This is a genomic window from Legionella sp. km535, from assembly GCF_003990085.1.
Taxonomy (GTDB): Bacteria; Pseudomonadota; Gammaproteobacteria; order Legionellales; family Legionellaceae; genus Legionella; species Legionella moravica.
On record NZ_RZGU01000022.1, the window covers coordinates 26,948 to 43,189 of the forward strand.

The window sequence follows — 16,242 nt, forward strand, 5'->3', positions numbered from 1 at the left end:
CATCCCGCGAACAAGTCGCGGGACGTCGATACTTGAATTGTCAACAGACCCTAGTACTGGATAAGCTTTTTACTAAAGCTTATCCCATTTTATAGTCAGAAAGGATTTTTTGAAAAAGCAATTGTTGATGGCAGACACATTAAATATTGAATTTTAATACAGTTTTTAATGTTCTGCCCTTGTCTCGAATTGCTCAATTCGGTAATATACTGCTTTTAAAAGGAGGAGCTAATAATAATGACAACAATCAGTAATGATGCAGGGGATACCACTGCTTCACTAGCCGAGAGCGTAACTCACTCAGTACAAAAATATTTTTCAGAGCTTAAGGGAACTGATCCTGTTGACTTATACCAGTTTGTACTTGAAGAAATTGAGACCCCTCTATTTCGCGCAGTTATGGAACACTGTAAGTACAATCAGTCCCGTGCTGCTATCATGCTGGGCATTAGTCGTGGAACATTAAGAACAAAATTACGACGTTATTTTGATGATAAATATGTTGGAACTCGTGATTAAAATCATTTGAATACAAAATAGGGAGCTTGGCTCCCTTTTTTGTTTCTGGAACACTGATCCTCTCCTAAGTCTCTATCCAAGGTTGGCTCTAAGAGATAATGAAGAACAATATATGTCATTTAATTCTGTTTTCTGCTATCTCTAATGGTCAATATTATTCAGGTCCCGATATCTTTTGAGATCCTGGATGATGAATGAGTTATTTTAAGGAAAAAGTAATGCAAAATGACCAGAATCGATTATTAATACTATCCAGTTTAGGTGGCGTTTTAGAGTTTTATGATTTTATTATCTTTGCATTATTTGCGAGTTATATTTCAAATGCCTTTTTTCCTGTGACTAATGAGCTTGTCAGCCTGTTAATCACATTTGCCACATTTGCTATAGGCTATTTGGCAAGACCGCTTGGAGGGGTGATTTTCGGTCATTTTGGCGATCGAATCGGAAGAAAGGTAGTTTTCACCATATCCATCCTGATGATGGCTCTAGCTACTTTGGGCATAGGGTTGATCCCATCGTATGAGCGAATTGGAATAATTGCTCCGCTGGCCATTATCAGCCTTAGGATCATTCAGGGGATCTCGATTGGCGGGGAAATACCTGGTGCAATAACTTATGTCAGTGAATCATATACTCAAAATAAAGGTTTTGCATGTGGCGTTATCTTTGGCGCATTAACTTTAGGTATTGTTCTAGGATCCTTAGTACACGCATTGACTATTTCGTTATTTTCTAGTGAGCAAATGCAGTTATTTGGGTGGAGAGTTCCCTTTGTTCTTGGTGGTATTTTTGGGTTGTTGAGTTATTTATTGCGTAAAGATCTGCATGAATCAGCACAATTTTTAGAAATTGAGAATAAAATTGAAAAATTTCCTATCATTACAGTATTTAAAGAGCAATTTATTATGGTTCTTGCCGGTACATTTTTGGCAGCAATGTGCGCGGTTATCGTGACTTCGTTATTTTTATTTATTCCTGCTTATTTCACAAAAGTTCTTCATTTGCCTGCCGATTCGTTTGTTTGGGAACGAACTTTAGCTATTGCGATGGGTTCAGCCATGAGTGTATTTTTTGGTTATTTAACCGATCGTATACCGGTAAGAAAATTAGTAATGGCTCTTGGAATCCTGACGACATTATGCGCCTATCCAATATTTTTCATTTATGTCTATTGCACTCAATTGTACCTATTGGCCTTTCTGGCAAGTGCATTTTTACTCGGTATATCAGCGGGAATAATCCCTAGATTACTGAGTGAACTATTTCCTACGACTATTCGATACAGTGGAATAGCAGTGAGTTACAATCTTGGCTTCGCTTTATTTGGGGGGTTAACACCATTTATCTCATTATCCCTGATTTATTATAGCGGCATTGCAACAATCCCCGCTGTTTATTTGATAGCAGTCGCTGTTATGTCAATTATTTCACTGATGTTGATTAAGAATAAAGAAAAAAGGACTCATCAAATGGGTTCGCAGTGCATCGCTTGAAATGAAACGTGTAGTAACTTTCTGGTAAAGCGGAATATCTATATTCATTCTGTTGAATTAGCCTTTCTGTGCTTCCCACTTTCGTGAAGACAGAATTCAATATTGTACATGGCTAGAGAGCGGAGCTGTGTATGCGGTAAGATTATTTGGGGTTCCTTTCAGGAAGGTACGAAATTTCCCAGCATACCCTTATAATTCTTTACCAGTCTAGGTTTTAGCCAATAAATTGATTTTTCCGTTGGGTATCTTATTTAGTATAAGCTATTGTAAATTAAGACTTTCCTTTTTGTTTTAAAATTCATATTATCCAATCAAGTTAGTATTTTGGACCTTTCTGTTATATTCCCCCAAAAGTGCGTATAATTTGCTCATTTTCAAACGAAAAACTACCGGAATACTAGTAATGGGTTTTTACGAATTAATTGGCAAACAATTTAGTGAATTAAACCTCGAAATTGATTTTAAAAAGTTAGATGTCCTGGAATATATGGTGCTTGAAAGAGGGGGATGCTTAAATGCTCTGAAAGGTATGCCACTTAAATGTGTTTTTTTAAGCGGTCACACAAGTAATGTGCACTTTGAAGATGGTTATCAGCGCTCAAGCATTCAGCTTGGTTTTCATAGTAAAGTAGATGAAGTAACGGAACGTCGTTTGAGAGATTCTCTCAGGAAAATCCGGCCTAAATTTAGTCAAATTTATTGTCTTTGAGAATTTCATCATAAATTTTTGCCATGCGCTGCGCTGCTTTAATATCAGCAATATGTTCATTTTTATGATTTGCTTTTTCCATACCCACTAATGGCAAAAAAAACACAAAATTTTTATTAAGGTCGGGTATTTTTGTATCCAGAGTATCTTTTTGTTTTGGTATCTATAGCTAATAGTTCTTTATAGTTATGTCTCTTGAGCAGTATAAACAGCGCACAATTGCCATTGCCAAGGGGATATATAAACCTAAAAAAGATGAACCAAAAATTTGGTTCACGTCAATGAAGTCAGTATGCGAGAGACGCCCATGCCCTTTGGCTTCTTTTGGTTTACGGCTCTCATCAAATGATGCGCTGAGTGTGGGCTCTTCTGGGGCAGTATTATTCTGTTCCGCCTTTGGATATTTGTTTTGTAGTCTAGTGGCCTTATCCCCTTTGCCAAAGATAAGCCTCTTTAAATTGGATACAGTGATTTTATGCTCGACCAGTGCGCGAAGAATCCAAGAGGCTAGTTTAATGCACCCAATGACAAAGGGTTTTGTTCCCTCGGGTAAATTTGATGCGTGCACCAAGATCCTCCAGTGATTTTTCAATGACGATGGGTAATTCTTTGGCTGGTGTCATTAGTAACCCTGCTCCTCTTAAAGGCAGCAAGGTTAGTTAGCCGTCGTAATAAAATCAATAGGTTGTGGTGAAAATAATCAAACAATGTTTTTTTGCTGCAAAGTCACCAATAATGGCAACCTATTGACATTGTATTTTCATTAATTGAGCTTTTTATTTGTTGCAACCTATTGATGATTCCTCGCCAATCTAAATCACTCATTAACTTATCAGACTGACACCCAGTTGCCAGCTCCATTAACTCTTGCTCATCACGCTCAAGAGTCTTCGCAAGTTGAACAAGTCGCTTTCCATACTGTTGTCGTGATTCAAGAGAAAAGGAAGCGTCTTTTGATTTGTGAGATGAAGCAAAGTCTATTAATACCGGACAAGGTTTTGGACCTTCTCGAAGCAATATATTGGGGTTCATCAGATCGCGATGTGCAAAACCTGCCTTATCAAGAATTTCCAAGCCAGAAGCCAGATCAATAGACAGATCGATAAGATTAAGACATTTTTCCAGATTATGCTCTTTAGCTTGCTGCTCTCTACAGTATTGTTCGAAAGGATAGCCATTAACGTACTCGTACATTAGTCCCCATTGATTGAGCTCTTTAATAAAAGCCAAGCCTTTCACTCCAGCAATGAAGCGACTTTGAGGAATTGAGCTAATCGCTGCGAATATTTCATAGCATCTATTGAATGACTTATGCATATCAATATCCGATAAAGGGCTAACTAATATACATTCGTCAGCGATTACACGCCGAGGGTCTAAGGTAAATTGCCTTCCTTGCTTAACATTACCATGCATTAATCGATCTAATTTTAAAGCAAATTTTTCGTAAGAAGAGAAAACCAAATGGACTTGCCCCATATTGCCCCTGCCAAGCAATTTGTCTTCAGGGAAGGTTTCCACAGCAAAAACAGGAGGCAGGACAGTATTTTCTTCTTGCATCTTTAGAAATTGAGGAAAGTTATCTAACTGAATTTCCCCATTTTCTCCCAGCAATGGAATACTTAATTTTTCTAAGGGAATCCATTTACGGCGTGTTAACAGATAACCGTTTGACTGATATTTGTATTCAAAATGTGAATCAGGGTAATAACTTGAAAATCCTTCATTGTTAATTTGTAATTTGGCTATTTCATCAGAGCTAAGAAAGATTTGTTTGTCAAAGTGAAGTTCCATGGGTACAACAGGCGATTGAACTATGTCTGAAGTGCATTCATTTTTTCGCCGCGTAATTAAATAGCGTTGGCCAGGTTGAGAGTTGTATTCAAAATAAGAATCAGAATAATAGTTAGAAACTCCTTTCGCATTTATTTGCATTTTTGTCATGTCATCGAGTGACATCAGTATTGGTTTATCAAAAGGAAGGTCTATAGGTTCTTGGAGATTAGTATGCGAATTAAAAAAGCCTTGATTAGTTCGACCTGATTGATGCGATTCTTCTTTCTTGAACATAGTGGTTACTCAGTCAATTTATAAGTCAGAAATTATACACCTCTGGCATTAACTTGATCAATGAGTTTTATTTTAAATCTGAGGTCGCTTCTGCTGAGTGAAATGCCTTAAATCCTTTCATTGGCTTAGTGATTTTTTTTACAAATCGTCGAGTAACCACCCCTCATTGCTGAAGGGCAGTCCTCTAAAAACCTTACGTAAAAGCGAGCAATCAAGTGTAAGATGCATATTAATGGCCCGATGCAATCAATTGTCATCCAATAACCAGGCTAGAAAATATGAATTTCATCCTAATTAAAATGTTATAATTTACATGGAGTTATAGAATTATTAGTAACAGATCTAAAAATAAATTTACTGGCTGCAGCCTAGGTTACCAAAGGGTTATAGGCATGCTGCGGGAAATTTCGTACCTTCCTGCAAAGAACCCCTATTTGTGATCCGATGTTTCGAACCACAACACTGTCTTTAATTGAATGGTTTAATTTGTAGTAGAGCACTCTAGAAATTCAGTATCCCATAACTGATCGCAGTCATTTACGGGATACTAGGCAATGTCCCTAAAGTTATTTTAGCGTTCCCAGACCTAATCTGAGCACGGATTTTTCAGATTATTTCGATCTGCCTCCTCTCCCGCGCTAGGAATTTGATTAGTATGATGATGTTTTTTCGCGGGATGAGGGTTGGGGAGAGGGAATGGAACAATCTGTGTTAAGACAACGAGCCCGCGATTTAAGGAAAAATAGTACTGATGCTGAGAGGCATCTATGGTACTATCTTCGAGCGAATAGACTTGAATTTAAACTCAAGAGACAAGTACCAATAGGCGAATATATCGTTGATTTTGTCTGTCTTGAAAAACGACTGATTATCGAGATTGATGGTGGTCAACACATGGACAATCAAATGTACTATACGAAGCGTACTGATTGGCTAAAGACACATGAGTTTAAAGTGTTGCGCTTTTGGAATCATGATATCTTTCAGCAAACGCCATCAGCCCTCGACATCATCATAACTGCTCTAATTTAAAGCCAATAGTATACTCACAAACATCACTCCAGTGAGGTACATTCTGGCTGTTTTATCATATCTTGTGGCAATTCTTCTAAAACGCTTAATTTTTTGAAAAAACGTTCAACAATGTTCCTCTTTCGACCAGTTGTTATAACGATTATAAACACTTTTCCAATTACCGTAGTCCGCCGGTAAGTCTCGCCATGCAGCCCCAGTTCTAAGCATCGAGCATATTGCCTCCATAAACAACCGATCATCCTTACCATGACGTCCCTTGGGTTTTGGAAGCAACTTTTCTAAACGACACCGCATCTCATCGTCAATGACCATCCTTGACATTCCCTCTACCCAACCCTCATCCCGCGAAAAAGCATCATCTACTCAAATTCCTTGTGCAGGAGAGGGGGCAGATCGAAATAATCTGAAAAATCCGTGCTCAGATTCGGTCTGGGAACGCTAAAAAAACTTTAGGGACGTTGCCTATTAAATGTGATCTATTTATTCTGCAAACATTGAGCTGACGGACTCTTCAACATTCACACGTTTTATTGCTTGCGCTAACATATCAGCAAGGCTGACAACCCGAATTTTTTCACAACTTTGGGCCTCGGATGATAAGGGAATGGTGTCAGTCACAACCACTTCATCAAGACAGGAATGGCGAATATTTTTTACTGCAGGACCAGATAATACTGGATGTGTAATATAAGCTCGGACGCTTTGAGCCCCATTCTTTTTAAGCTCATGTGCAGCGGAACACAAGGTTCCTGCTGTATCCACAATATCATCTACGATGATGCAGTTTTTACCCGCTGGTTCACCAATAATATGCATCACTTCTGATTTATTAGGACCGCTTCGGCGTTTATCTATGATGGATAATTCCGCGTCATCAAGTCTTTTAGCGACAGCCCTTGCTCTTACAACACCACCAACATCAGGCGAGACAATCATGATATTGTTCAGGTTTTGTTTTGTTATGTCTTCAATCAGTATGGGTGTTGAGTAGACGTTATCAACTGGCATGTAGAAGAAGCCTTGAATTTGATCGGCATGTAAATCAACCGTGAGGACACGACATATTCCTACCGATGCCATCATGTCCGCAACGACCTTTGCTGTAATTGGAACGCGCGCGGAACGGACTCGTCTGTCCTGGCGGGCGTAACCAAAATAAGGAACTACCGCAGTAATACGACCAGCTGAAGAGCGTCTCAGGGCATCTGCCATAGTCAGCAGTTCCATGAGATTGTTATTCGATGGCGCGCAGGTTGATTGAAGAACAAAGACATCTTTCCCACGGACGTTTTCTAATATTTCGACCATGGTTTCACCATCGCTAAACGTACCAACAGTCGCTTGACCAATAGGTATTTGCAAATGGGAAGAGATTTTAAGCGCCAATTCAGGGTTAGCATTCCCGGTAAAAATCATCATTGTGGACATGTGTAAAAAGCCTTAGATTTAGGTTAATCGCTTAACTTAAACACATAGCAGAAGACAGCCAGAAAGATATTATTATTATTTGAGCGATACGAGGTACGCATCCTTCCAGGGTATCTTCTGCCGTCTGTTTACTTGTACCTAGATTCAACTTCTTATTCTAGGTTGAATCAACAAGAAAGTGGCAGGGGTGCTAGGATTCGAACCTAGGTATGCAGGGATCAAAACCCTGTGCCTTACCGCTTGGCGACACCCCTAAAATTTGTAGATTCTCACATCATCCATGAGATAATATGTAACTGTTATCATCCCTGCAATGTGCTGCGTATTTTGCAGTGGTTTTTCAGTGATGTCAACTTCAGAAAGCAAATAATTTATTAAATTTGAATTCAAGTGACTTTTTAAGCTGTTTATCGCAGCATTTATGTGTCGGACTGACCGATAGTTACCCACAAAGTAGATTGTTCTTTGCGGGTAATTAAAAATTTTATGCTGTTACAGTCCAGTTTTTTATTACAACTTTAATCATAACACCATTTCCTTCCAGGCGTATCATGCTGGGAAGATCAATGCCTTTCACCGAAGTATATTTCGTGAAATCAATGGTGTATCCACTTTGTCTTAATTGAACCAGGTGATTGTATTGGTCATGTTTCTCAGATTGAACCCCTCCAGGAGCAGGTAATCCTCTAACCCAGTAGTACAGGTTGTTTACTGGTAGACGAATTCCAGTTTGTTTCAGGAGTAATTCATCTGCATTGCTGGAGCTTGATGTTTTAGGTCCATCCTGGAAGGTTACTGTGTCGCCATTTTTGTTAATCAGTACCGTACCACCGCCTAAAGGTCCCATTAATCGAATCTGGTATGAGCCTGGCCCATGCTGTACCCAATTCATGGTTGCTGACCATCCTTTTGTTTTGCTTTTGGCCGCTAAAGCTCCTTTGATGTCCCAGGAAGAAACGGTTGCGGTTTCTGCTTTACGCTCTGCAAGAGGAATCACTTTATTTGTTGGCAGTTCTTCAGCAGGACGTGGGGGCGCGCATGCGGTCAGTAAACAAATAGACACAATCGCACAACGTTTTAATGCATTCATTGCTCACCTCAATTCCATTTCTATAGTTTTTCAATTAACAATACGCTAGACTGCATTTATATGCAATCGGTGTAAAAAAATATGAAACAAAAAGCAATATACCCCGGCACATTTGATCCTGTAACTAATGGCCACATTGATATAATTTCTCGTGCCGCACGTATTTTTCCTGAACTTACAGTAGCAGTGGCCAGCAATAAAACGAAACGTCCTTACCTGGCTCTTGAAACACGAATTCGGTTATTGGAGGAAGCTGTTGGCCATTTACCTGGTGTTCAAGTCGTAGGCTTTGATAGTTTGTTAATTGATTTTGTTCTTGAACAAAACGCTGGAATTATTTTACGCGGTTTACGTGCTGTATCTGATTTTGAATATGAATTTCAATTGGCCGGTATGAATAGAAAGCTTTCTAAAGAGGTGGAGACTTTATTTTTAACTCCTTCTGAAAATTTGATGTTTATTTCATCAACTTTGGTACGAGAAATCGCTGCCTTAAATGGTGACGTGTCTCAATTTGTGCCTCCCGGCGTCGTTAAAGAATTAAATAAGAGGCGTAATGAAACTCAGATCTAAATGGTTTAATGGTTTACTTCTTTTAATTTTTAGTGCAACACCAGTATCCTCCAATACCCTAGCCATTCAACCACCTGGTTATGCCGTAGCCAGCGCTCATCCTTTGGCCACTAACGCTGGTCTGGAGATTCTGGCTGCAGGCGGAAATGCGTTCGATGCCGCGGTTGCAGTGACTGCAGCTTTGGCGGTGGTCGAGCCTTATCATTCAGGATTAGGTGGCGGTGGATTCTGGTTATTGCATCAGGAGCGTACCCATAAAAATCTGTTTATCGATGGGCGAGAAGTTGCTCCAAAAGCAGCATCAAAGAATATGTATCTGGATCATGATGGCAATGTTAAACCTGGATTATCATTAAATGGCGGGCTCTCAGCAGCAATTCCTGGTGAGCCTGCAGCCATGGTTTATATCGCCAGGAATTTTGGGCGCCTTCCATTAAGTCAAACATTGGCACCTGCTATTAAATTAGCGAAAGAAGGATTTCCCGTTGATGAACAATTTATTCAGTTCTCAACGATGTTTGATCGCATGGATCAATTAAAAAAATATCCAGCGAGCGCCGCTGTTTTCTTAAAGAACGGTCAACCTTATGCTCTTGGCGACAAGCTGGTGCAAACTGATTTGGCCAATACACTAAAACTTATAGCAGAGCATGGCGAAAAGGGATTTTATCAAGGAGAAACGGCACAGCGATTGGTTAAGGGCGTTAATGCCGCCGGGGGAATCTGGACTCTTGAGGATTTGGCTCAATATCAAATAAAAGTAAGAGAGCCTTTAGTGGGCGCCTATCATAATATGCTTATTATTACGGCCCCTCCGCCATCAGCAGGAGGCGTTGCATTATTAACCATGCTCAATGTTTTATCCCATTTTCCCTTGGCGACCTACACCAAAATCCAGTGGATACATTATGTTGTTGAAGCAATGCGATTGGCCTATTGGCAAAGAGATCAGTTTTTAGGGGATCCGGATTTTGTAACCATTCCTGTCGATAAATTAATCGGTGCTGAAAATGCGAAGTCATTAAGTACTTTAATTTCACCTGATAAACCGATATCGAGCAAAGCATTAAAAGGAGAAACCCCATCGAAGTCGAATACAACGACTACTCATTTTTCCATTATCGATGGTGAAGGCAACCGTGTTGCAGCAACAATGACAGTGAATTTTATTTTTGGTTCCAGTGTGGTTGCTGAAGGAACGGGAGTGTTGCTTAATGATGAAATGGATGATTTTTCAACTAAAACAGGAGTTGAAAATGTTTTCGGGATTGTGGGCAGCGATAAAAACGACATCATGCCCGGTAAAAAACCCTTATCCAATATGACACCTACATTTCTTGAATTACCAGGACGTGTTGCTATTTTAGGTACTCCTGGCGGAAGTAGAATCCCTACTATGGTATTAATTGCCTCATTACTGTTTAACGATGGATATGGGGCGATTAGTATGGTTTCCGCCATGCGTTTTCATCATCAATATTTACCTGATTTGGTTCAATTTGAGCCGGAAACGTTCCCGAAAGTTATCCAGGAAGGTTTGAAGGCTATGGGCTATCAATTAAAACCGCTGGATCAAAATTATGGTGATATGCAAGCGATTACCTGGGATAAAGAAAAAAATGTTTTGATTGCCGCATCGGATCCCAGAGGCATTGGTTTATCAGCGAAAGTCGCAACTACTCCCAAAGGTTATGGCGTGAACTATTAATTTGCTTTTTCTCCGATCAGTTCTTGAATAGCAAGGTAGGTTTGTTGAATCAGTTCGTCTTTATTCTCAATGCTAAAATCTGAAGCCTTGATAGGTTTTCCGATATGAATTTCTGCTTTCTGATTCAGATTAATCTGAAATGAGCGGGCTGGTAGAATATCAAAAGCGCCTCTGATGCCAATAGGGATTATCGTCGCTTTTGCTTGTATGGCAGTAATGAACGCCCCTTTTTTAAACGGAGCCAGTTTGCCGTCTTTTGAGCGTGTGCCCTCAGGGGCAATCCAGATAATAATTCCACTTTCCATGAGTTGTTGTGCATAGGCCAGATCTTTAATCGCCTGATATCTGTTTTTTCTATCGACAAAAGGAAATTCAGCGGCTTTCATTCCTTTCCCGAGCAAGGGAATCCTGGACAATTCTTTTTTGGCCAGCATACGGATGGAGCTGTTAGGAAAGGCTTTGAACCCCAGGGGGATGTCGTACGCACTGGAGTGATTGCACATCAGAATAGTTGCCTCTCCAGCGTTGGGTTGTACATTAAAGTGATTGATGACCTTGTAATCTACTTTTACTTTATTTAATAACTGATCTATCCAATGATGAATGGTTTTGTCTACCCAGGGACGCGTAGGTGTGCTGAAGTAGTATTTAAATATAGAACGCAGACTCACTACTGTTGTGTAAAAAAATAACGTAATGACTATCCAGGCGGTTCTTAATCGGCTTATTTTCATTATCATGGTTTTTGGTTTATTGATGGGCAATCATACAGCAAGCCAATTAAAATGCCTAGATGAATTATGGACACTGATTGTGTCCAATAACCGCGTGCAATCAAGATGTAAATAAACGTCCTAATCGTGATAACACATTCTGATCTTCTGCTTCTATGTTATGGATATTAAATCCTTCTGACATGACGCGTTTATCATGCCATCGTTCTTCCATCCACATAGTGTATTTTTCAGTATTTAAAAAAGCCATATTCTCTATTTCATCCCGAACAGCGTGACGTCTTTCATCGTTAGCTAGTTCATAATAGCGTAAACGGTAGTAAGGATTTTCTGGCATGAACTCCGCCGCTTTTTTAAAGTAGGGAAGAGCATCCTGGCTGCTGCGAGTATAAAAATGGAATAGATCTCCCTTGATATAACAGATTTTACCCAGAACAGCTCTAATCTCTTTTGGGGGTTTCTGTTCATTACGCTTAATGAATAAAGAGAGGTTTTTATGTAATAACCGGAGCTCTTGCTGAATGGTGGGTAGGAATTCCCTGCGTACAGATGCTGCATCATTAAAATTGATGGGTACCCGGATTTTTTCAATCAGGCAGCCAATTTTACGGATTAACAGCTCATTAAATCGCTGCTTATGTTGAGGTACATTTTTTGATAAATTGCAGTTCATTAATATTTTTTGAGCTTCATTTAATGAATCGAGATTTGCATCTTGAACATCAGGATGCATTTTTTTATCGATTTCAATCAGAGTGCCTGCATAGTCAATCGTTACAGCGACTAATGGGTTATCCTGGGGGGTGATTCGGGCTATTTGCTCGGCAATATGAACGGATTGTTGGGCTGTTTCTTTTGCCGAAGGAAAATTCATCAGGTCTAATTCTGCTCTGACTCTTCCCTGATTTTCTGTCAATTCGGACAGTAAATAATTTTTTAATCGATTCAGATTATTTTTATCGAATGTAATCGTGTCGTGAGACTCGAATAATCTTCTTGCCTCTTTGAAGTTTCGATCTTTAATGGCTTCATTAAACAGATAGGTAATCCATTCTTCCTTTAAAATAATTTCCTGCATTGAATTATCTTGATCCAGGATATCCGGTGCAAGTTTTATTGCTTGTGCCAAGTGGTTTATAAAATGTGTTCCGAACAGTAATCTGGTGATGGGAGACCTGCTTTTTTCTTTTTTTGCATCCTCCAAATAGGATTGAGCCACAGACCGTCTTAATTCGGAATCAGGATCCAGATGAGTTAATTGTTCGGAAGGATTTAAATAATCTTTAATGTAAGCTACTGATTTATTTTTATCTTCACTTTGTGGTGACAGAACCAATATGTTCAGGAGTTCAATTGCGTTGTGTAAGGCGTTATATGTGGTGTGTTTTGTAGATAAATAGAAGTTAATATACTGTTCTGGAAATTGATATTTGATGTCTTTGTGCCAGTTTAATGCATCGATATAATGCTCTTGGGTCACCAGATAGGTTGCATAATATTCTGCAAAACGACTATTGGTTAAGCATTCCCTGATTGTAAGACGTTGACGGCGATCATGTAATCCATTGATGGCACTAGAAATCACATGTTCATCCTGAGCATCAATACCAGAAACTAATTGGTACAACTCATCGTTGATAAAGCTGGTAAATGTTTGGCCAAAGGAGTGAGCTGCATGGAGAGGTGAACCCCATCGAGTGATTTGATCTGAGTGAGTAATGTAATAACTTAAGAGCAGTTCCTGCAACTCCGCCGAATTTTTGTTCTCTCTTCGTGTATTCAGTAATGATTCAAATCGTTCAGACAGGATGGGAGGAGCAAAGTTAAATTGATTCTTTGTGTGAAAGCCTTTCAGATAACCTTGGTAGGCAATCTTGGCCAGAGTCATTTCTACTTTATTTGCCTGGCAATGATTTTCAAAACCCAGCCAGCCTTTAACGGTCTGAAATAAAGACTGTAACCAATTGACTCGAAACACCTGTATTCCATCAGTATATAACTGGCTTATAGGGTGGTTTTTTATATTTTTCCAAAAAGTCCAATATTCTGCTTCATCTATGTCGTAAATTATAAAATCAGGGCGATATACTACCCCTCTGTCTTTATAACGTCTGACAATAGGGCTTCCTAATCTGATACGCAGCATTAAGTACCTTTATGAATTTTTAAAAGAGCTGCATTTTACAGGAAATTAACTTGTTGTTCAAATTGTTTGTAATTTGGGTTTGATTTATTCATTTCAAATGGTTATGCGAAGCGATGTTCCGGTTGGCAGTTAGGACAGAATGCTGAATGACGTCCAGCAATCACGATGCTCTCGATGATGGAGGCACATTGATAACAAGGCTGCTTTTTTCGACCGTATACTTGCAGTGCTATGCTGAAATAGCCTGGTTTGCCATCGAAGGTATAAAAATCTTTTAAAGTGGTCCCCCCTGCTGCTATAGCTGCTTCCAATGTTTTTTTAATATGGGCAGTCAACGAGTTTAAGGTGTTTTCTGGTATGTTTTTGACTGGGGTTAAAGGATGCAATCCAGTCAGATACAGGCTTTCAGTCGCGTAGATATTACCAACACCGACGACTATTTCATTGTTCATTATGAACGATTTTACCGGTTGATTTTTATTCTGAGCTCTTTGATGTAAATAGTTGGGGTTAAAATCCGCAGAGAGAGGCTCAGGTCCTAAATGACTCAAGAGTGAGTGTTGATGCGGATTATCTTCTATGTACAAGAACAAACCAAAACGTCTGGGATCACAGTATCTCAGCATCAAACCATTCCCTAAGAGCATGTCAATATGATCATGTTTTTCTGCTTTTGTTCCATCGGGCACTATTCTTAAGTGACCCGACATCCCAAGATGCACCAGTAAATAGCCTTCGTTAAGATGAATCAATAGATATTTAGCTCTTCGTGTGATGGCAATTATTTTTTTACCGACACACAGTTCGTTCATGTCCGCAGGTACTGGCAATCTGAGAGAGGCATTGCGAACGTGAATATTATTGATCGTTTGACCATCCAGATGGGGTTTTATTCCTTGTTTTGTGGTTTCAACTTCGGGTAATTCTGGCATTATTTTTTATCATCATGCTCAATGATTCGTCCTTCTTCCTTTTTAGATGATTCACTAGGGAAAAAATACTGTTTTGCCAAGGCTACAAGATATAAAACTCCACCGATTACCACGCCCCAGATAGCAACATAGAAAAACATAAATAACAATCCAACAACAATAGCGATGCCAACTCCAATCGCTATAAATGGGATAAAATTTTCAAAAACCTGTTTTAATTTATCGCTCATGACTTCATCCAGAAGAAAGTTATGTGTTAATTATCGACTACTTAATCAAATCATGCAACGATATCAATTAAAATGTGTTATCATTACACTATATGGATATAATGTTTTTAAACTATTACTTCCAGATTGTGGATGTATTATTATTTTGTTACCAATTTTTATTTAAAGCGGGGTTCCTATGGTTTTCGGATATTTAAACCTGTCCTTTTGGGGGTATGTTCTTGCAACTTTAGTTTTAACGCAAATAACTATAGCTGCAGTAACCATATATCTCCATCGCAACCAGACGCATCGAGCGTTGACATTGCATCCAATCATCAGTCATTTCTTTCGTTTCTGGTTGTGGTTAACTACAGGTATGGTTACCGCTGATTGGGTTGCTATACATCGTAAACATCATGCCACTACGGATGTTGAGGGTGACCCTCATAGTCCTGTAGTATTAGGCATTAAGAAAGTATTTTGGCAAGGGGCTGAACTGTATCGAGCCGCACGAAAAGATCGGGATATGGTTGCGAAATATTCACACGGTACCCCTGACGATTGGCTGGAGCGTCGTGTTTATTCCCGTCATTCCGCCAAAGGCATTATGTTGATGTTGTTCATCGATTTATTTTTATTTGGTGTTCCTGGATTAACCGTCTGGGCAATTCAAATGATTTGGATCCCATTGTTTGCCGCTGGAGTCATTAACGGTATAGGACATCATTGGGGATATAGAAATTTTGAGTGTCTGGATGCCGCAACCAACATCATTCCCTGGGGATTTTGGATCGGTGGTGAGGAATTGCATAATAATCACCATACTTTTGCTTCATCAGCCAAATTTTCTGTTAAGTGGTGGGAATTTGATATTGGTTGGATGTATATTCGCATACTGTCATTTTTAGGTTTGGCTAAAGTTAAAAAATTGCCACCAAAACTGGCTATGGAAGAAGGCAAGCTGCAAGTGGATATAGATACAGTTAAAGCAGTAATTTCCAATCGCTTCCAGGTCATGTCCAATTACTATAAAGCAGTAATCAGACCGATACTCAAGCAAGAAAAGAGTCAAAGTATCGAGACTAAAGAAGATAAAAAATTGTTTCAACGTGCTGGCCGATTACTCCGCCGTGAAGATAAGTTATTGACAACCAAGGCAAAAACACGATTGAATCGGCTTTTGGAAGCTCGTGAGCAATTGCGAGTTGTTTATAGCTACAAACAATCCTTACAGAATGTATGGATGAAAACTGCTACTTCACAAAAAGAATTGATCGATGCGCTACAGCAATGGTGTCGTCAGGCTGAAGAGTCTGGGCTTGAAGTATTAAGCCAGTTTGCTCAACAGTTAAAGGGTTATGTTCCCGCTTACGCTAAGTAGTATTTAATTAAGAGTGTGGTGTTATAAACCACACTCTTTTTCAGATCCAGAGACTATCTCATTGAGTTATGAAACTCATCATCAAATTTAGGGGCTGTTGAAATTTCATTATATTCAAGCCTACTTTCCGCGACTTGTTCGCGGAATCGATAGATCGTGCGCAAAACAAGAATATATTGCGCCTAGAAAGATTGAATTGGATCCCGCGAACA

Annotated in this window: 17 protein-coding genes, 1 tRNA gene and 1 pseudogene; 7 read left to right on the forward strand and 12 right to left on the reverse strand. The window is 39.4% G+C overall.

Annotated elements, in window-relative coordinates:
- Positions 1-237 precede the first annotated feature (237 nt).
- The 3 genes from ELY21_RS12525 to ELY21_RS12535 all read left to right on the forward strand — a co-directional run bounded on the left by ELY21_RS12525 (position 238) and on the right by ELY21_RS12535 (position 2,721).
- Entirely contained in the window at positions 238-519 is a 282-nt protein-coding gene (locus tag ELY21_RS12525; RefSeq protein ID WP_018576070.1) for a helix-turn-helix domain-containing protein, read from the forward strand.
- Positions 520-713: 194 nt separating this feature from the next.
- Positions 714-2,012 carry an MFS transporter gene (locus tag ELY21_RS12530; protein WP_127109968.1) on the forward strand — a complete coding sequence of 433 codons (1,299 nt, stop codon included), beginning with the start codon at positions 714-716 and terminating at the stop codon, positions 2,010-2,012.
- 403 nt (positions 2,013-2,415) lie between these two features.
- Entirely contained in the window at positions 2,416-2,721 is a 306-nt protein-coding gene (locus tag ELY21_RS12535; RefSeq protein WP_127109970.1) for a hypothetical protein, read from the forward strand.
- On the opposite strand, the gene ELY21_RS16060 is transcribed toward ELY21_RS12535, so the two are convergent.
- From ELY21_RS16060 to ELY21_RS12550, 3 genes are all read right to left on the reverse strand, one after another.
- Positions 2,699-2,827, reverse strand: a complete 129-nt coding sequence (locus ELY21_RS16060) for a type IIL restriction-modification enzyme MmeI (RefSeq protein WP_370272652.1) — start codon at positions 2,825-2,827, stop codon at positions 2,699-2,701. The two genes, ELY21_RS12535 and ELY21_RS16060, sit on opposite strands and share 23 nt — an antisense overlap.
- A 63-nt stretch (positions 2,828-2,890) precedes the next feature.
- A complete protein-coding gene (locus ELY21_RS15885) occupies positions 2,891-3,289 on the reverse strand; it encodes a hypothetical protein (protein WP_233588712.1) in 399 nt (132 codons plus the stop codon).
- 158 nt (positions 3,290-3,447) lie between these two features.
- Positions 3,448-4,791, reverse strand: coding sequence for a serine/threonine-protein kinase (locus ELY21_RS12550; RefSeq protein WP_127109973.1), 1,344 nt, complete (start codon positions 4,789-4,791; stop codon positions 3,448-3,450).
- Positions 4,792-5,487: 696 nt separating this feature from the next.
- Here ELY21_RS12550 and ELY21_RS12555 point away from each other — a divergent pair.
- The gene (locus ELY21_RS12555; RefSeq protein WP_127109975.1) at positions 5,488-5,823 is read left to right on the forward strand and encodes an endonuclease domain-containing protein; all 336 of its coding nucleotides are present in this window, start codon (positions 5,488-5,490) and stop codon (positions 5,821-5,823) included.
- Here the strand turns inward: ELY21_RS12555 and ELY21_RS16065 are convergent.
- The 5 genes and pseudogenes from ELY21_RS16065 to lolB all read right to left on the reverse strand — a co-directional run.
- A pseudogene (locus ELY21_RS16065) lies at positions 5,815-5,942 on the reverse strand (IS5/IS1182 family transposase); the annotation flags it as partial. The gene ELY21_RS12555 and the pseudogene ELY21_RS16065 overlap by 9 nt on opposite strands.
- Positions 5,929-6,147, reverse strand: a complete 219-nt coding sequence (locus tag ELY21_RS16070; protein WP_127109977.1) for a transposase — start codon at positions 6,145-6,147, stop codon at positions 5,929-5,931. The gene ELY21_RS16070 and the pseudogene ELY21_RS16065, both read right to left, overlap by 14 nt.
- A 159-nt stretch (positions 6,148-6,306) precedes the next feature.
- A complete protein-coding gene (locus tag ELY21_RS12565) occupies positions 6,307-7,254 on the reverse strand; it encodes a ribose-phosphate pyrophosphokinase (protein ID WP_028383281.1) in 948 nt (315 codons plus the stop codon).
- A 179-nt stretch (positions 7,255-7,433) separates the two neighbouring features.
- Positions 7,434-7,508 (reverse strand) — tRNA-Gln (locus ELY21_RS12575).
- Positions 7,509-7,738: 230 nt separating this feature from the next.
- Positions 7,739-8,344, reverse strand: coding sequence for a lipoprotein insertase outer membrane protein LolB (gene lolB, locus ELY21_RS12585; protein ID WP_127109978.1), 606 nt, complete (start codon positions 8,342-8,344; stop codon positions 7,739-7,741).
- A gap of 81 nt (positions 8,345-8,425) precedes the next feature.
- Between lolB and coaD the strand changes: the two genes are divergently transcribed.
- Together coaD and ggt are read left to right on the forward strand one after the other, a co-directional pair.
- The gene (coaD, locus tag ELY21_RS12590; protein WP_127109979.1) at positions 8,426-8,917 is read left to right on the forward strand and encodes a pantetheine-phosphate adenylyltransferase; all 492 of its coding nucleotides are present in this window, start codon (positions 8,426-8,428) and stop codon (positions 8,915-8,917) included.
- Positions 8,901-10,625, forward strand: a complete 1,725-nt coding sequence (ggt, locus tag ELY21_RS12595; protein ID WP_127109980.1) for a gamma-glutamyltransferase — start codon at positions 8,901-8,903, stop codon at positions 10,623-10,625. The genes coaD and ggt overlap by 17 nt, the downstream gene beginning before the upstream one ends.
- On the opposite strand, the gene ELY21_RS12600 is transcribed toward ggt, so the two are convergent.
- The 4 genes from ELY21_RS12600 to ELY21_RS12615 form a co-directional block, all read right to left on the reverse strand.
- Positions 10,622-11,359, reverse strand: coding sequence for a 1-acyl-sn-glycerol-3-phosphate acyltransferase (locus ELY21_RS12600; protein WP_028383277.1), 738 nt, complete (start codon positions 11,357-11,359; stop codon positions 10,622-10,624). The genes ggt and ELY21_RS12600 overlap by 4 nt on opposite strands.
- A gap of 100 nt (positions 11,360-11,459) precedes the next feature.
- Positions 11,460-13,505 carry a hypothetical protein gene (locus ELY21_RS12605; RefSeq protein WP_127109981.1) on the reverse strand — a complete coding sequence of 682 codons (2,046 nt, stop codon included), beginning with the start codon at positions 13,503-13,505 and terminating at the stop codon, positions 11,460-11,462.
- 101 nt (positions 13,506-13,606) lie between these two features.
- The gene (gene mutM, locus ELY21_RS12610; protein WP_127109982.1) at positions 13,607-14,437 is read right to left on the reverse strand and encodes a bifunctional DNA-formamidopyrimidine glycosylase/DNA-(apurinic or apyrimidinic site) lyase; all 831 of its coding nucleotides are present in this window, start codon (positions 14,435-14,437) and stop codon (positions 13,607-13,609) included.
- Positions 14,437-14,667, reverse strand: coding sequence for a hypothetical protein (locus tag ELY21_RS12615; protein WP_127109984.1), 231 nt, complete (start codon positions 14,665-14,667; stop codon positions 14,437-14,439). The genes mutM and ELY21_RS12615 overlap by 1 nt, the downstream gene beginning before the upstream one ends.
- 178 nt (positions 14,668-14,845) lie before the next feature.
- Here ELY21_RS12615 and ELY21_RS12620 point away from each other — a divergent pair, with 178 nt between their 5' ends.
- Positions 14,846-16,030, forward strand: a complete 1,185-nt coding sequence (locus tag ELY21_RS12620) for a fatty acid desaturase (RefSeq protein ID WP_127109986.1) — start codon at positions 14,846-14,848, stop codon at positions 16,028-16,030.
- Positions 16,031-16,242 lie beyond the last annotated feature (212 nt).

Bases quoted from the DNA above. Each gene is read 5' to 3' on its own strand.
- ELY21_RS12525 (WP_018576070.1), top strand. From the start codon at position 238: ATGACAACAATCAGTAATGATGCAGGGGATACCACTGCTTCACTAGCC.
- ELY21_RS12530 (WP_127109968.1), top strand. From the start codon at position 714: ATGAGTTATTTTAAGGAAAAAGTAATGCAAAATGACCAGAATCGATTA.
- ELY21_RS12535 (WP_127109970.1), top strand. From the start codon at position 2,416: ATGGGTTTTTACGAATTAATTGGCAAACAATTTAGTGAATTAAACCTC.
- ELY21_RS12550 (WP_127109973.1), bottom strand. From the start codon at position 4,791: ATGTTCAAGAAAGAAGAATCGCATCAATCAGGTCGAACTAATCAAGGC.
- ELY21_RS12555 (WP_127109975.1), top strand. From the start codon at position 5,488: ATGGAACAATCTGTGTTAAGACAACGAGCCCGCGATTTAAGGAAAAAT.
- ELY21_RS16070 (WP_127109977.1), bottom strand. From the start codon at position 6,147: ATGTCAAGGATGGTCATTGACGATGAGATGCGGTGTCGTTTAGAAAAG.
- ELY21_RS12565 (WP_028383281.1), bottom strand. From the start codon at position 7,254: ATGTCCACAATGATGATTTTTACCGGGAATGCTAACCCTGAATTGGCG.
- lolB (WP_127109978.1), bottom strand. From the start codon at position 8,344: ATGAATGCATTAAAACGTTGTGCGATTGTGTCTATTTGTTTACTGACC.
- coaD (WP_127109979.1), top strand. From the start codon at position 8,426: ATGAAACAAAAAGCAATATACCCCGGCACATTTGATCCTGTAACTAAT.
- ggt (WP_127109980.1), top strand. From the start codon at position 8,901: ATGAAACTCAGATCTAAATGGTTTAATGGTTTACTTCTTTTAATTTTT.
- ELY21_RS12600 (WP_028383277.1), bottom strand. From the start codon at position 11,359: ATGAAAATAAGCCGATTAAGAACCGCCTGGATAGTCATTACGTTATTT.
- ELY21_RS12605 (WP_127109981.1), bottom strand. From the start codon at position 13,505: ATGCTGCGTATCAGATTAGGAAGCCCTATTGTCAGACGTTATAAAGAC.
- mutM (WP_127109982.1), bottom strand. From the start codon at position 14,437: ATGCCAGAATTACCCGAAGTTGAAACCACAAAACAAGGAATAAAACCC.
- ELY21_RS12615 (WP_127109984.1), bottom strand. From the start codon at position 14,667: ATGAGCGATAAATTAAAACAGGTTTTTGAAAATTTTATCCCATTTATA.
- ELY21_RS12620 (WP_127109986.1), top strand. From the start codon at position 14,846: ATGGTTTTCGGATATTTAAACCTGTCCTTTTGGGGGTATGTTCTTGCA.